Below are 16,298 nucleotides of genomic sequence, written 5' to 3' on the forward strand. Positions count from 1 at the left end.
CTCGTTACCTGTAGCCTACTTGCTATCTGTTATTTTTTACCACTGTTCTTTGCTTCAATGCTTAATGTAGCATGAGGAACAGCACGCAGACGCTCTACCGGAATCAATTTTCCGGTTTCACGGCAAATGCCGTACGTTTTGTTCTCAATACGTACCAAAGCAGCTTGTAATCCTTGGATAAACTTCAGCTGACGTTGTGCCAGGCGGGTTGTTTCTTCCTTGGAGAGCGTGTTAGCTCCTTCTTCCAATACTTTATACGTAGGAGATGTATCGTCGGTATCATTACCGTCCAGTCCCATCAAACTTTTCTTCAACTGTTCATAGTCACGTTGTGCCAATTCCAGTTTCTCCATAATAATGGCACGGAATTCCTCGAGTTCCGCATCCGAATATCTAGTCTTTTCTGCCATAATTTTACAATTTTAAAAAGGTTAATCAATATAGTATTAGTCTTTTATCACGTTTACAAACAGTGAGAAGTCATCAAACTCCAGCATTGTTCCGTCTTTCACTTCATCTACAAGTTCCAGAGATGTGCCTAAAACTTGGTTACAAATATAAGTATTATATTCATTTACCGCATCATCTGTTTGCGTATTTTTCGAGATTGTTATTTTTATTTTGTCTGTAATCTCGAAGCCGCTTGACTTACGTATATTCTGAATACGGTTCACCAATTCACGGGCAATACCCTCACGACGCAATTCCTCGGTAACAGTAACTTCAAGTGCTACAGTCAGTTTACCTTCGTTGGCAACCAACCATCCCGGAATATCCTCACTAAAGATCTCGACGTCTGATGCTTCGATAACAGCTTCCGCACCATCCAGATTTAATGTATACTTTCCGTTCTTCTCCAATTCACCGATTGCTTCCTGTGACATTTCTGCAACCGCAGCGGCTACCGCTTTCATTTGCTTGCCGAACTTCGGACCCAGTTTCTTAAAGTCACATTTCACTTTCTTCACCAATACACCGGCCGCACCATCAACGAATCTGACTTCTTTCACGTTCACTTCGTTCATAATCAGGTTCTTCACAGCTTCGATATGAGCTTTCTGCTCTTCATCTACTACCGGAACCATGATACACTGCAGTGGTTGGCGTACCTTGATATTCACCTTACGACGCAATGCCAACACCATAGATGTAACATCCTGTGCCATTTGCATGCGGGCTTCCAATTCCTTGTCTATCATTTCTTCCTGATATTTCGGGAATTCGGCAAGGTGAACAGAAACGACACTGTCGCGTCCTGTTGCTGTAATCAAGTCCGTGTACAACCGGTCTGCATAGAACGGAGATATAGGAGACATCAATTTGGCAACTGTTTCGAGACAAGTATACAATGTCTGATAAGCAGACAATTTATCCTGTGTAAATTCACCACCCCAGAAACGTTTACGATTCAGGCGAACATACCAGTTGGACAAATTATCATTCACAAAATCAGAAATCAAACGTCCTGCCTTTGTCGGCTCATATTCATTATAGCATGTATCTACCTCCTTTATTAATGTATTCAATACAGACAAGATCCAGCGGTCGATCTCCGGACGTTCTGCCATCGGTACATCCGCTTCTTTATACTCAAATCCGTCTACATTCGCATAAAGCGCAAAGAATGAATACGTATTATATAAGGTACCGAAGAATTTACGACGAACCTCTTCCACTCCTTCAACGTCAAATTTCAGGTTATCCCACGGAGAAGAATTGGTAATCATGTACCAACGCAACGGGTCGGAACCATACTTTTCAATCGTAGTAAACGGATCGACAGCGTTATTCAGACGTTTAGACATCTTGTTGCCGTTCTTATCGAGCACCAGACCGTTAGAAATAACAGCCTTGTATGACACACTGTCAAATACCATCGTAGCGATAGCATGCAAGGTAAAGAACCAACCACGTGTCTGGTCTACCCCTTCTGCGATAAAGTCAGCCGGATATACCTGACGGCTATCCAATAGTTCTTTATTTTCGAACGGATAATGTATCTGCGCATAAGGCATAGCACCCGAATCGAACCATACATCAATCAAGTCTGATTCACGCTTCATCGGTTGGCCATCTTTTGATACCAATATGATGTCGTCTACATAAGGACGGTGAAGATCTATTTTATCATAATTTTCTTCCGAATATTGGCCCGGCACGAAACCTTTATCCTTGTATGGATTGGATTTCATAAATCCGGCTGCTACCGATTTATCGATTTCATTATAAAGCTCTTCTACAGATTCGATGCATATCTCATCCGTATTATCTTCCGTACGCCAGATAGGCAATGGAGTACCCCAATAACGGGAACGGCTAAGGTTCCAGTCATTCAGATTTTCCAGCCACTTACCGAAACGGCCGGTTCCGGTAGATTCCGGTTTCCAGTTGATGGTCTTATTCAATTCCATCATTCGTTCCTTGCAAGCGGTAGAACGGATAAACCAGCTATCCAACGGATAATAAAGCACCGGTTTGTCTGTACGCCAGCAGTGCGGATAATTGTGGACATGCTTTTCTATCTTGAAAGCCTTGTTGTCTGCTTTCATCATCATGGCAATGACAATATCCAAAGATTCGGCAGCTTGCGCAGCTTTCTCATCAAACTTACCATCTACCATGAATTCAGGATTGTAGGCGTTTTTCACCCAAGCACCCTGATATTCTTTGTATTTATCTACATCAACACATTCTTTTACGAAATTCTCATCCAGCTCATCCAATAGATAGAACTTACCTGTCAGATCTACCATCGGACGAGTTTCACCTTTCTTATTAATCATGAACAGTGACGGGATTCCTGCAGCACGTGCCACATTCGCATCGTCCGCACCAAAGGTAGGTGCAATGTGAACGATACCTGTACCATCTTCTGTAGTTACATAATCTCCCAATATCACACGGAAAGCCTTATCACTAGCCTTCCAGCTACCATCTTCCGCTACCTCAACCGGTTTCACCCAAGGGATCAACTGCTCATATTCCATACCGACAAGATCAGTGCCTTTGTATTCGGCAATCACTTTAAACGGTACAAGTTTATCTCCGGCTTTGTAGTCCTCCAATTTCAGATCAGCAGCTTTTGCATTGAAATGTACATTCAATAAAGCTTTTGCCAGAACCACTGTTATAGGTTCTCCGGTATAAGCGTTGTAAGACTGTACAGCCACATAGTCAATCTTCGGTCCCACACAAAGAGCCGTATTTGAAGGCAATGTCCACGGAGTAGTTGTCCAAGCGATAAAATAAGGAGTTCCCCATTCCGTCATTTCCGGTTTAGGATTCTTCATTTTAAATTGGGCAACGGCTGTTGTATCTTTTACGTCCCGATAACAGCCCGGTTGATTCAACTCATGTGAGCTCAATCCTGTTCCTGCAGCCGGTGAATACGGTTGGATCGTATATCCTTTATACAACAATCCTTTTTTATGCAGTTGCTTCAATAGCCACCACAGTGTTTCAATATAACGATTATCATACGTGATATAAGGATGCTTCATGTCCACCCAGTATCCCATCTGATGAGTCAGGTCTTCCCACTCCTTGGTATATTTCATCACGTCCTTCCGGCAAGCCGCATTGTAGTCGGCAACAGAGATTTTCTTACCAATATCTTCTTTTGTGATACCTAATGCTTTTTCTACACTTAGTTCCACAGGCAGTCCGTGCGTATCCCATCCGGCTTTACGCTTCACCTGATAACCCTTCATCGTTTTGTAACGGCAGAAAATGTCCTTAATGGTACGAGCCATTACATGGTGAATACCCGGCATACCATTAGCCGAGGGAGGTCCTTCGAAAAACACGAACGAAGGACAGCCATCACGTTCTGTCATACTCTTGGCGAAAACCTGGTTCTCGTCCCATTTCTTCAGCACATCTTTGTTTACCTGCGAAAGGTCAAACTGCGAATATTCAGTAAATCTCTTACCCATAGCTGTCTACGATTTTACTATTTACAATTTACAATTTGAGGGGTATCCCCATTTTTAAGGGTGCAAATTTACAAAAACATTTGTTTAGTTGAGCAAAAAGCTAAGACTTTTAATCGGATTCGTGTGAAGTTAACGATTATAAACCGCCTACAGCCTAAACAAAACAGGTATCTCCTTGTTTTAGTGGGAAACCTAAAAACACTTAACTTATGAATTATGGAATTAGTATTTTATTCAGGGCAATCCCTTTGGTGATGGCTATTTTTTGCTTCGGATACGGAGCGTTCATTTATGGTTATGGAGATGCCGGCGGTCGTGTTGTAGCGGGCCCTGTGATATTCTCATTAGGTATGATATGCATTGCGCTGTTCTGCACGGCTGCCACTATTATCCGGCAAATCATACATACATATAATCAAGCTGCGAAGTACGGTTTACCGATACTCGGTTATCTGGCAGCTATAGTGACTATAATCGGAGGTATCTGTGTTTTCAGTAATGCCGACGGTACTTCAGCTTTTGTGGCAGGCCATGTAATAACCGGCGTAGGTTTTATTACAGGCTGTGTAGCCACTGCTGCCACCTCCTCTACCCGTTTTTCTTTGATTCCGGGAAATTCCAGAGGTACGGGCAATGAAGTTCCTGAAGGCGCATTTTCTTTAGGTCAGGAACGGGCATTGGAAATCATTGTCATTCTCATTTCTCTTATCGCATGGATATGGGCGTTTGTTTTATTGGCTAACAGCCATGTGCATCCGGCTTATTTTGTAGCTGGTCATGTAATGGCAGGGCTTGCCTGCATTTGTACCAGTCTGATCGCATTGGTAGCTACTATAGCCCGTCAGATACGCAATGTATATTCAGAAAAAGAACGTTCACAATGGCCCAAACTCGTTTTATTGATGGGCTCCATTTCTTTTATCTGGGGATTTTTTATAATCTTAGCCGATTCAGGCAGCGCCAACGGTACTACCGGATATATCATGCTTGGACTAGGTTTAGTCTGTTACAGTATTTCCAGTAAAGTCATTCTTTTGGCTAAAATCTGGCGACATGAGTTCAAACTCGCCAATCGTATTCCTTTAATTCGGGTATTGACTGCATTGGCTTGTCTGTTTTTAGCGGCTTTTGTATTCGAGCTTGCCACCGTAAATGCAGATTACTTCATTCCGGCACGTGTTTTATCAGGGCTCGGAGCGATATGCTTTACGCTGTTTTCTATCGTTAGTATATTGGAGAGCGGCACGTCTTCCAAATAAAAAATATTCTATAAAAAGGGCGTCACTATATGCCCCGGATAGTGACGCTATCCAAGGCACATAGTGACGCTATCTTGACAGCATAGCGTCACTCTTTTATTTTTTGAATCTAACCTCATAGAGGTCATTCCTGCGGTCTTTCAAGTTACGTACACTACCATACGTATGCAGTTCGTTCAACAAATCCAGATCAACATCCGATACCAAAATCATTTCTGTGTTAGGAGTTGCTTCTGCCCTCTTTCCGTCCGTTGGAAAAGCAAAATCGCATGGGGTAAACACACCCGATTGAGCATATTGAATATCCATATTGTGCACACGGGGAAGATTTCCGACACTTCCGGCAATGACTACAAAACATTCATTTTCAATAGCACGCGCCTGTGCACAAACACGAACACGGGAGTAGGCATTCTGGGTATCTGTCAGGAAAGGAACAAATAATATCTGCATTCCCTGATCTGCCATCAGGCGGGAAAGTTCGGGGAATTCCACATCATAGCAGATTAAAACTCCGATCTTTGCACAATCCGTATCAAAAGTGTTCAGAAGTTTGCCACCGTTCAGTCCCCAGCTTTTTATTTCATCGGGGGTAACGTGTAATTTCTCGTACATTTCGTAGGTTCCATCCCGTCGGCAAAGGAAACCGACATTATAAAGTAGCCCATCCTCTTTTACGTATGGCATACTTCCTGTTATAATGTTAATATTATAGCTAATAGCCAGATTCATAAACCGTTCCCGAATCTCATCGGTATACTTTGCCAATCCGCGAATAGCCTGTGATTCTCCTTTATCATTATACTTCGACATCAAAGGAGCATTGAAATATTCCGGGAAAAGAACAAAATCACTTTTATAATCGGATACTGCGTCCACGAAGAATTCTACTTGTTCGAACAGGTCGTCCAACGTTTTATAGCTACGCATCTGCCATTGCACTAATCCTACACGAACCGTAGTTTTAGGACTGATATATTCTTGCGTAGGTGGTTGATAATAGATATTATCCCATTGAAGCAAACAGGCATAATGTTTCGATTCTTCGTCATTCGGCAGATAATTGGTCATCACCTTTCGCACGTGAAAATCATTCGATAGCTGAAAAGTTAATACCGGATCATAAATCTCGCGTTGACGCACTCGTTCGATATATTCTTTCGGACGCATTTTGTCAGCATATTTATGATAATTCGGGATACGTCCGCCAAACATGATAGCTTTCAGGTTCAATGTTTCGCATAGTTCCTTACGATATTCATACATACGACGTGCCAGGCGCAAACCACGATAACCCGGATGAATGAACACTTCAATGCCGTACAAGATATTTCCTTCAGGATTATGTGTATTGAATGTTTCCTTCCCTGTCACTTGTGCATACGTATGGTCGTTCTTTACTTTATCATAATCAACAATGATAGAAAGAGCACAACCAACTATTTTATCATCGACTACTGTGACAATCTGACCTTCCGGAAAAATCTTAATTAACTTCTGGATCTGCTCACGAGTCCAAAACACATCGCTACCATCTGAATAGACGCGGGTAAACGACTGGGATAACTGTACATAATCTTCTATTTGCAGATTGCGTATCTGCACTTTATTAATTTTTATCGGATGTTGTTCCATAACAATACGTGTTTTATAAAAGATAGTGCAAAGGTATAGCTATTCCTTTAATTGTGTTTTCAAACCAAGAAATAATTAACAATACTATCTATTTTATGCACTCTTTTTCTGAAAATTCCAAAGGTGAAGAAGCACTCCTTCACCCACAAAACACTTATTCACAGGTAATTCAGAAGAAAGATGAAGGAGTAGATAAAAAAATGTTTCTTATATATAGAGAATGCTGCTTAAACAGAAAGAGAAAAAAGCAGTGTTTTAAGAGAAGGAAAGCGGTGCTTTAAGTAGGCTAAAGCAATGCTTTAGTTGCGGAAAATAGCTGCTTTTATTTGATTCTGCTTCTTCTATCCACTTCTCTCTAGTCTGGAAAATTCTAAAGGCAAAACAATTAGATTTTCCAAAGGTATTTTTTTAAGCCAGAAACCGATATGAGAAGTCATAAAATCAACTTTTGAATCATTTTCATATAGGATGCGTATATAAATACTATCTTTGCGAATATCGATCATAAATAAAAGAGTAACCCAAAAGGTAAAGAAAAGATATGAATTCCAACAAATTCTCCTATCAAGGACAAATCGAGACAATTCTTCATTATCTAAATTCCATGATACAAAAGAATTGGACAGGTAAAACTGCCGATGAGTTCAATCGTTTGATATCCATACCTGAATTAGCTAAAATGGCATGTATGTCTGTTCGTAATCTTCAGCTGATGTTTAAAGCTTACACCAACGAAACATTACATCAATATATCATTCGTACACGCATGGAATATGCCCAGCAATTACTCAAAGATAATAAAAAAAGTATAGCTGAAATATATGAATATATTGGATTTGCTAACCAGTCAGCTTTAAATAATACACTTCAAAAAAAATACAATCTCACTCCTCTAGAACTACAAAAGAAATTATTGGAAATAAGTCATACTTATCCTTCATATATTTCTCCTTACCGCATAGTGGAATCAGAAACAATACCTGTCTTATTTTTATCTTATATTGGCAATTATGACACTTGTAGCACAGTTGCTTTTGAGACATACACTTGGGACTGCCTATATGAATATGCAAAAGAAAACTCTTTATTGCTAGATAAGGAAGATTATTGGGGGATAGCTTATGATGACACGGACATTACCTCATTAGAAAAATGCCGTTTTTACGCTTGTATAGCTATTCAAAAAGGAATAAGATCCAATCCCCCTCTTACTAGTCCAATAAAACACATGGATTTACCTCAAGGTACATACGCAGTTTATATCCATCAAGGAGATTATGCATTGTTAGATGCCTTTTATGAGACAATATTGAAACAATTACCGCAATTTTATAGCTTAGGAGAAACTCCAATCCTGGAACATTACTTGAACTCTCCCACCGACACAGATGTGAAAGAGCTTCTTACTGAAGTTTGGATTCCAATCGTTAAATAATTTTGTATAAGGGCGATATTGCACCCTTATACAAAATTAGTAGCTATCATGCCTGATATACACTTTCTATCAAAGACTTAGGACAATATCCGAGGATGTCAATAGAAATTTTCTCGGCTTCTTCTTTTGAGATGTTATCACTAACGATATAGTTCCTAAATACCTTTTCCTTTTCTTTATATGCATAAGATGAAAGCAGCGGCCCTATGATCGTTCGTAATTGCAAGTTTTTAAAATCGTCACTTTGCTTGTCACTTAGACCAACACGTGTAGAATGCATGATGATTGATTTACTTTCTCCATCACGGCAATCTTTAACAGCTTCTTTTAAAACAGATTCTTTTTCCAAAGTATCATAATCTACATTCTTATCCTCAACAATAAATTTTAAAACATTATTCGGTCCAAATTTAATTGTGCCATCATCAAACTTAGCACTTCTTATTAAGATGCCATAATATGCATTAACGTCATCAGATAAACAAATATCAATACCTCCTCTTGTTCCACCTTTAAATTTTGAATTCTTTGTTATACCTGTACGATGAACATAAAATCTTCCATAATTATTTTTTTGCAGTTCATTTCCATGCACAAACTCATCATTAAATTTTGCATCTTTAAAATAAGCTTCTACTTCAATAGGGTAAATTCGTAGCCCATTACTTAGTTCAAACATATAGTTTGTGACTATTAGCTTATTAATTACTTGAAGCTGTTTCTCTATTTCCTTAAAATCAATACATTGCATTAAAACTGCAATTTCCTTTTTCAAAGTATCCATAATTATTATAGTATACCCGTTGGCGGAATTAAAAAGATAATATATTGATGTTTAAAAAGTTGTGCATATTATTGATTTATAGTATATTAGAGATGGTCAAACCTTTAATATATCATCAATATATGCACAACTTATATACAATATTCAGTAAAATTCTTAAGATTTGCAAGCAATTTGGCGATAACCTCATAAATGAGAAGGGAAATATTCCTCGTCCAGGTGTTGTTCCCAAGTTTTCAGATATAGAAGTTATAGCTTTGAACCTTACATCCGAAGCCATGGGTATAGATAGTGAAAGTAATCTTTTCATTAGACTTTCTGAGTATAAGGATAAAATGCCCAATCTGATTTCAAGACGCCAGTATAATGACAGGCGTAAAACTACATCAACCTTATGCGACACTATCCGTAAAAGAATAGCTGAGAAGATAGATGGTGGTGAAGAATATTTCTGTATTGATTCAAAACCTATAGAGGTATGCCGGGTAGCTAGAGGGAAACGTTGTAAAATGGGCAGAAACGATTATAGTAAAGCTCCATCATTCGGATATTGTGCCTCTCAGAAGAATTATTACTATGGATATAAATTACACGCTATTTGCGGTTTAAGTGGAGTTATCCATTCCTTTGACCTGACAAAAGCAAGTGTTCACGATATCAATTATCTTAAAAATATCAGATATGAATATCATGACTGCAGCATTTTCGGAGATAGAGGATATATTAGTAAGAATGTGCAACTGGATTTGTTTGAGACTGCAAATATAAGACTTGAAGTTCCATATAGACTGAACCAAAAGGACTGGAGTCCTACATTCATCCCATTTGCTAAAGCCAGGAAAAGAATCGAAACGGATTTCTCACAACTATGCGATCAGTTCATGATAGTGAGAAATTATGCTAAAGATACAGTAGGATTGTTTACCAGAATACTCGGGAAAATAAGTGCATTTACAATCCTTCAATATATAAACCACATTAACAACAAACCTATTGGCAGACTTAAATATGCGCTTATTTAATTCCGCCAACGGGTTATAGTATTAATATTTCTTTGGGTAAAGATAATCTTTTTAGTAAAGAGTTGTTCCGAATATATCAACTTTTTTATTTCTCACTTAGATGATATCAAATAGTCAACAACAGAGTCCCAATTCGGATACAGTTCCGAACCAAATAAGATTAATTCACCACCAAAATTTTCAGCACCATTTTTGAGGCGATCATCTATCAAAAAGTCTCCTTTGTTCAAATTTTTATGATGACTAAGAATTAATCGTTTATAACCATCTGTACCTAACCATTTTCTCACCCATATTAGTTTATCTGACCAGGCAGAAGGATTATTCCAAGGTGCCGTGGAAAGAATATATACATCATAAAAACGCACTAAATGATGGTAGGCATTAATTGCTCCTTCATACGGACTCATTCTTGCAAAAATATTAGGTACCTCATCATATCGTCCTTCATATTCTCTCTTTTCGTATTCACTCAAGTTGTTAATACCTGATTGAAAGTCAACCAGAACATTATCCATATCAATATAAAGTATAGGTTTGGAAATCGGTAATGCTGATATCATATAATTTCTATAATTTACTCACAGTCCAAGACAAACAATTCAATGCACCTCCCCATTTCTTTACAATCGGAGCTATATTAACTTGGTAAATTCGTCCCTCATAGGAAGGATATAACTCTTTTATCTGTTCTAAAGCCTCTCCATCTGTAGATAATCCAAGTCCGGGAACAATGATTATATCACGTGTCTGAAGCATATTTATGTATGCCCAACTATTCTCATAATACTTACTAAGTTTCAAATCCACAACTACAAAAACGTCATTCAATCTACGTCTCATCTCCCGTTCTATCTTTTGAGGATACACTTTCAAGTTGACCAAAATCTTACCATCGCCAATATTGTGAACAATTCCATCTGTATGACCACAGATATCATATCTATCCCATGGTAGAAATATAATATCTGCTCCATAAAAGTTTGCCTTTAATATTGCCAGTACTTCTCCTTGATCAATCTGCGAATTTTCTTGGAACACCTTTTCTGTCATGATAATAATTGGTTTCCGTTCTCTTATACATGATCCCACCCACTTAGAATTTCCCTCACACACAACAACATTCCCTCCATCAACTATAAGTGGCGATTGAATAATATCTATCTTGATACTCGTGGCTTTAAGTACGGGAATAATATTAGTTTTATACTGTGGTTTATCCGTCAAATAATCAGGTTCATAGCGAAATTGAATATAAGTATTAACTCCCCACTGTATTGGCATATAATCTCGGCACCAATAATCTTTAGTGTGCATCAAAGTCCCATGCGCTATATGATGGCGAGAAAGAATATTAGATAATTCTTCATAAACTTTAGGGTAGTGACGTACAAAAAGGTTCGAAAAATAAACAGTATCTTTATATTGCTCTGTTATCATACTTCAATTTTTATAATGCAAAGATAAGCGCATCATTGGAGAACATATTTACTCAAAAATGCAAAAACATTAATTGTAACACCAACGATAAAACAATTAATGCAAAATAAAAGATTGATTTACTGTACGATATGTATATAAACAATTATGACACCATACCATTGGTATGATGTCATAATCTCAATAGAATCATGTCAGGAGGCCAAAGTCATAATGACATGATGAAATAACACTAACCTAATTTATTTATCTTTTTTCCAAAGTTTGCTCATATCTTCCAGTGTCTTACCCTTCGTTTCGGGTACCCAACGCCAAACGAAGATGGCAGCAGCCACGCAGATAATGCCATATAAACTATATGCAAACATCGGGCTGAAGTCGTACAGTGCCGGAAAAGTAGAAGATACAATGTAATTGAATATCCATTGGAATGCTACGGCGATTGCTACCGCTTTACCACGGATGGTATTCGGGAATATTTCCGAGATCAACACCCAGCAAATCGGCCCCCAAGACATCATAAAGAATGCTGCATACACAATCACTGAAAGTACCGGGAGAACACCCTTTATTGCCATGCTATCACACATTGCTACCGCAAATGCACCTACAGCCATACCAATAGAACCGATTATCAATAGTGGTTTACGTCCGAAGCGGTCTACAGTGAAGATTGCAACCAATGTAAAGACAATGTTTACAATACCCATAATAACTGTCTGCATCATACCACCTCCTTCTGCACCTGCATTTTCGAAAATACGAGGAGCATAATAAAGTACCGCATTAATACCGATAGCCTGTTGGAATACAGAAAGCAAAATACCGATCACAATTACTGCCACTCCATAAGTAAAGATTTTCTCTGTCTTTTCATGAGCAGTAGCTTTAATATCATTAAGAATTTCCTGTGCTTTTGTCTTACCATTGATCTTTTCAAGGATCGAATAAGCCTTTTCATCTTGCTGTATCAATACAAGATAACGAGGAGTCTTGGGAACAAAGAACAATAACAGACCGAAGAAAGCGGCAGGGAAAGCTTCCGAACCGAACATGTAACGCCATCCTTCATAAACAGTCCACATATCAGATTCAGCACTAACAGACAGTACACCGGCTGCATCTTTCAAAATAATAGGATTTTGATGGTCGCCCATAATCAGGAAATTCACGAAGTATACTACCAACATACCGAAGATGATAGCAAACTGGTTACACGATACAAGCGTTCCACGAATATTAGAAGGAGCAATTTCAGCAATATACATCGGACAGACTGCAGAAGCCAGTCCAACACCGATACCGCCCAAAACACGATACAAATTAAAAGCAATCAGCAAATCCATGTTCGGCTTTCCATATTCGAAGAATAAGACTTCCGGATAATAAGAACCTAATGCTGAAAGGAAAAAGAGTACGGCAGCAAGCCTTAGAGAATTACGACGTCCCAAACGGGAAGCAAATATACCGGACAAAGCACCACCCAGTACACAGCCAATTAATGCACTGGAAGATGTGATTCCATGCATTACTTTATTGTATTGAAAATCAGAGGCCGAAAGAAAAAAAGCCTCCAAGCCTTTCTCTGCACCGGAAATAACCGCTGTATCGTATCCGAAAAGCAGTCCTCCCAAAATGGCGACAGAGGTTATCGAATATAGGTAGAGTTTACTACCCTCGTTCGTTGTATTAATCATGGTTATAAGTAGATAAAGTAGTGTTGTAGTAGTTGGATTTATATCACCACAGATTTCACAGATTGACACAGATAAAATTCAAAATAAGAGAGAAGAAAATCAATCTGTGACAATCCGTGTAATCTGTGGTGGGGTTAATTAGCAATACATATTCAGAATTGCTTCATAAAGTTCTTGTTTACCGCTAGTCTGTTTCGGTTCACCGTTTGCTTTTGCATAAGCAACTACATCTTCCAAAGTCAACTTGCCATCTTCAAATTCTTTACCTTTACCACCATCGAATGAAGCGTAACGGTCAGCCAACATTTTCTTATAGGGAGATTCGTTCAGCAAAGCAGCTGCACTTTCCAATGCACGAGCCATAGCATCCATACCTGCGATGTGAGCGATGAAGATATCTTCCAGGTCAGTAGAGTTACGACGAGTTTTAGCGTCGAAGTTTGTTCCACCGTTACCCAAGCCGCCGTTGCGGATTATTTGCATCATAGCTTGTGTCAATTCGTAGTTGTCAATCGGGAATTGGTCTGTATCCCAACCATTCTGATAATCACCACGGTTAGCGTCGATAGAACCCAACATGCCGTTGTCTACTGCTACTGCCAATTCGTGTTCGAAAGTGTGACCAGCCAAAGTTGCGTGGTTTACTTCAATGTTCACTTTGAAATCTTTATCCAAGCCATGAGCTTTCAGGAATCCGATTACTGTTTCTGTATCTACATCATACTGATGTTTTGTCGGTTCCATCGGTTTCGGTTCAATCAGGAAAGTACCTTTGAAACCACGGGCACGAGCATAATCACGAGCGATGGTCAGCATTTTTGCCAGGTGTTCTTTTTCACGTTTCTGATCTGTATTCAGAAGAGACATATAGCCTTCACGGCCACCCCAGAATACATAGTTCTGACCACCCAGTTCAATAGTTGCATCGATTGCATTCTTGATCTGAACAGCAGCACGAGCTACTACGTCAAAATCAGGGTTAGTAGCAGCACCGTTCATATAACGTGCATGGCCAAATACGTTGGCAGTACCCCACAACAGTTTGATGCCAGTTTCAGCTTGTTTCTGTTTTGCATAAGCTACGATTGCTTTCAAGTTAGCTTCGTATTCTTCGATGCTTGCACCTTCAGAAACCAAGTCTACATCGTGGAAACAGTAGTATTCGATACCCATTTTCTGCATGAATTCGAAACCTGCATCCATTTTATCTTTTGCAGCTTGTATGGCGTCAGCATTACTATTCCAAGGGAATTGTTTTGTTCCGCCACCGAATTGGTCGCCACCTTCAGCACACAAAGTATGCCACCATGCCATAGCAAATCTCAACCAATCTTTCATCTTCTTACCGTTGATAACCTTTTCAGCATCGTAGTAACGGAATGCCATCGGATTTTTACTATCTTTACCTTCGAACTTAATCTTTTCAATTCCCGGGAAAAATTCTTTTGTTGTCATAATTCTTTTATTTTTAAAATGGTTATTATTTAAATTGTTAATTATTTATCTGAAGACAGAACCGGAGTCGGTATGTTACCGGTCATCGACTTTTCAAGACGGTATTTCCATTTTGCGTACGCGTCAGCATATTCCTGTCGTTTTGCCACATTAGGCTCAATCACATCCAGTTTGTCAAGCGTAGCAAATGCTTCATTGTTATCCTTGTAGATACCTGCACCGATGCCCGCACCTTTCGCAGCGCCTACGGAACCATCTGTATCGTAAAGCTCGATAGTAGCTCCTGTGACTCCCGCCAAAGTATCGCGGAAGATAGAACTCAAGAACATATTAGCGTGTCCGGCATGGATCATCTTCACGGGAATTCCCATCTGCTCCATGATATCAATGCCATATTTAAAAGAGAATACGATACCTTCTTGAGCGGCACGGATGATGTGGTGTTTACCATGTGCATTGAAGTCCAATCCACGGATGCTGCAACCGATTTCTTTATTGTTCAGCATACGTTCGGCACCGTTACCAAAGGGCAGAATACTGATTCCCGCACTGCCGATAGGAGCTTTGGAAGCCAATACATTCATTTCATTATAAGATATTCCTTCGGGAGCAATGTTGCGTTTTACCCATGAATTGAGAATACCCGTTCCGTTGATGCAAAGCAATACTCCCAAACGTGTCTGATCTATGGTATGATTGACATGCGCAAAGGTATTGACGCGTGACTGCGGATCATAGTTCACTTCACCGTTCACACCATAAACCACCCCTGATGTTCCTGCCGTAGAAGCAATTTCGCCCGGATTAAACACGTTCAAAGAAAGTGCGTTGTTAGGCTGGTCGCCTGCACGATAAGTAATCGGTGTCCCTTCTTTCAGTCCAAGCTCTTTGGCAGCTATTGCATTTACACGTCCCTGTTCCGCGAAGGTCGGCTTAATATCTGCAATCAAGGAAGAATCAAATCCGTAATAATCCATTAAGAAATCAGCCACCCGGTTGTTCTTGAAATCCCAGAACATACCTTCCGAAAGCCCGGAAACAGTTGTACAGATTTCTCCACTCAACTTCATGGCAATATAATCGCCCGGCAGCATTATCTTATCAATCTGCTCATAGATGGCAGGTTCGTTTTCTTTAATCCACGCCAACTTGGAAGCGGTAAAATTTCCCGGCGAATTCAACAAATGAGAAAGACATCTCTCCTCCCCGATTGTCTCAAACGCTCTCTGACCGTATGGCACCGCACGAGAGTCACACCAGATGATAGCAGGACGCAATACATGCTGATTCTTATCAACACAAACCAATCCGTGCATCTGATAAGAGATACCGATGGCTTTAATTTCAGCGGCACTCACTCCGGATTCGATCATAATAGCCTGCGTGGACAACTTTAAGTTTTCCCACCAACTTTCAGGATCTTGTTCCGCCCATCCGGGATTCACTGCAATAATATTCGCTTCTGTTTTCGGAAAAAATGCCGAGGATACACATTTACCTGTCTCCGCATTTACCAAACTCGCTTTTACAGACGAGCTACCTATGTCATAACCTAATAGAAACATAATTTTATTTACGATTTAACGATTTACTATTTACGATTTACGCTCAATGTCCGACAATTAATACTTTAACA

12 protein-coding genes are annotated in these 16,298 nt (G+C 39.5%); 3 read left to right on the forward strand and 9 right to left on the reverse strand.

Annotated elements, in window-relative coordinates; all coding sequences use genetic code 11:
• Positions 1-29 precede the first annotated feature (29 nt).
• Both CJF29_RS12340 and ileS read right to left on the reverse strand, forming a co-directional pair.
• Positions 30-410, reverse strand: coding sequence for a TraR/DksA family transcriptional regulator (locus tag CJF29_RS12340; RefSeq protein WP_099147030.1), 381 nt, complete (start codon positions 408-410; stop codon positions 30-32).
• A gap of 36 nt (positions 411-446) precedes the next feature.
• Positions 447-3,935, reverse strand: coding sequence for an isoleucine--tRNA ligase (gene ileS, locus CJF29_RS12345; RefSeq protein WP_099147029.1), 3,489 nt, complete (start codon positions 3,933-3,935; stop codon positions 447-449).
• Positions 3,936-4,144: 209 nt separating this feature from the next.
• Between ileS and CJF29_RS12350 the strand changes: the two genes are divergently transcribed.
• Positions 4,145-5,194: a DUF2776 domain-containing protein gene (locus tag CJF29_RS12350; protein ID WP_099147028.1), complete on the forward strand. Its 1,050-nt coding sequence runs from the start codon at positions 4,145-4,147 to the stop codon at positions 5,192-5,194.
• A gap of 96 nt (positions 5,195-5,290) precedes the next feature.
• Here CJF29_RS12350 and CJF29_RS12355 read toward each other — a convergent pair whose 3' ends face one another.
• The gene (locus CJF29_RS12355) at positions 5,291-6,829 is read right to left on the reverse strand and encodes a carbon-nitrogen hydrolase family protein (RefSeq protein WP_074558559.1); all 1,539 of its coding nucleotides are present in this window, start codon (positions 6,827-6,829) and stop codon (positions 5,291-5,293) included.
• Between the two features lie 604 nt (positions 6,830-7,433).
• On the opposite strand from CJF29_RS12355, the gene CJF29_RS12360 reads away from it, so the two are divergent.
• Positions 7,434-8,264 carry an AraC family transcriptional regulator gene (locus CJF29_RS12360; RefSeq protein ID WP_255299390.1) on the forward strand — a complete coding sequence of 277 codons (831 nt, stop codon included), beginning with the start codon at positions 7,434-7,436 and terminating at the stop codon, positions 8,262-8,264.
• A 46-nt stretch (positions 8,265-8,310) separates the two neighbouring features.
• Here the strand turns inward: CJF29_RS12360 and CJF29_RS12365 are convergent, their stop codons facing one another.
• Positions 8,311-9,048: a hypothetical protein gene (locus CJF29_RS12365; RefSeq protein ID WP_008022456.1), complete on the reverse strand. Its 738-nt coding sequence runs from the start codon at positions 9,046-9,048 to the stop codon at positions 8,311-8,313.
• Positions 9,049-9,095: 47 nt separating this feature from the next.
• Between CJF29_RS12365 and CJF29_RS12370 the strand changes: the two genes are divergently transcribed.
• Positions 9,096-10,070 (forward strand): IS982 family transposase, encoded by a 975-nt coding sequence (locus CJF29_RS12370; protein ID WP_004310694.1) that lies wholly within the window; start codon positions 9,096-9,098, stop codon positions 10,068-10,070.
• Between the two features lie 92 nt (positions 10,071-10,162).
• On the opposite strand, the gene CJF29_RS12375 is transcribed toward CJF29_RS12370, so the two are convergent.
• The 5 genes from CJF29_RS12375 to CJF29_RS12395 form a co-directional block, all read right to left on the reverse strand.
• Entirely contained in the window at positions 10,163-10,633 is a 471-nt protein-coding gene (locus CJF29_RS12375; protein WP_004309348.1) for a 5' nucleotidase, NT5C type, read from the reverse strand.
• A gap of 7 nt (positions 10,634-10,640) precedes the next feature.
• The gene (locus CJF29_RS12380) at positions 10,641-11,510 is read right to left on the reverse strand and encodes an agmatine deiminase family protein (protein ID WP_004309347.1); all 870 of its coding nucleotides are present in this window, start codon (positions 11,508-11,510) and stop codon (positions 10,641-10,643) included.
• A 242-nt stretch (positions 11,511-11,752) separates the two neighbouring features.
• Positions 11,753-13,207, reverse strand: coding sequence for a D-xylose transporter XylE (gene xylE, locus CJF29_RS12385; RefSeq protein WP_099147314.1), 1,455 nt, complete (start codon positions 13,205-13,207; stop codon positions 11,753-11,755).
• Positions 13,208-13,345: 138 nt separating this feature from the next.
• On the reverse strand, positions 13,346-14,662 hold the full coding sequence (gene xylA, locus CJF29_RS12390) for a xylose isomerase (RefSeq protein ID WP_074560423.1): 1,317 nt from the start codon (positions 14,660-14,662) through the stop codon (positions 13,346-13,348).
• A 41-nt stretch (positions 14,663-14,703) separates the two neighbouring features.
• Positions 14,704-16,227 carry a xylulokinase gene (locus CJF29_RS12395; RefSeq protein WP_074560420.1) on the reverse strand — a complete coding sequence of 508 codons (1,524 nt, stop codon included), beginning with the start codon at positions 16,225-16,227 and terminating at the stop codon, positions 14,704-14,706.
• Positions 16,228-16,298: the final 71 nt, after the last annotated feature.

It is taken from the genome of Bacteroides celer (assembly GCF_002632415.2).
Lineage (GTDB): Bacteria > Bacteroidota > Bacteroidia > Bacteroidales > Bacteroidaceae > Bacteroides.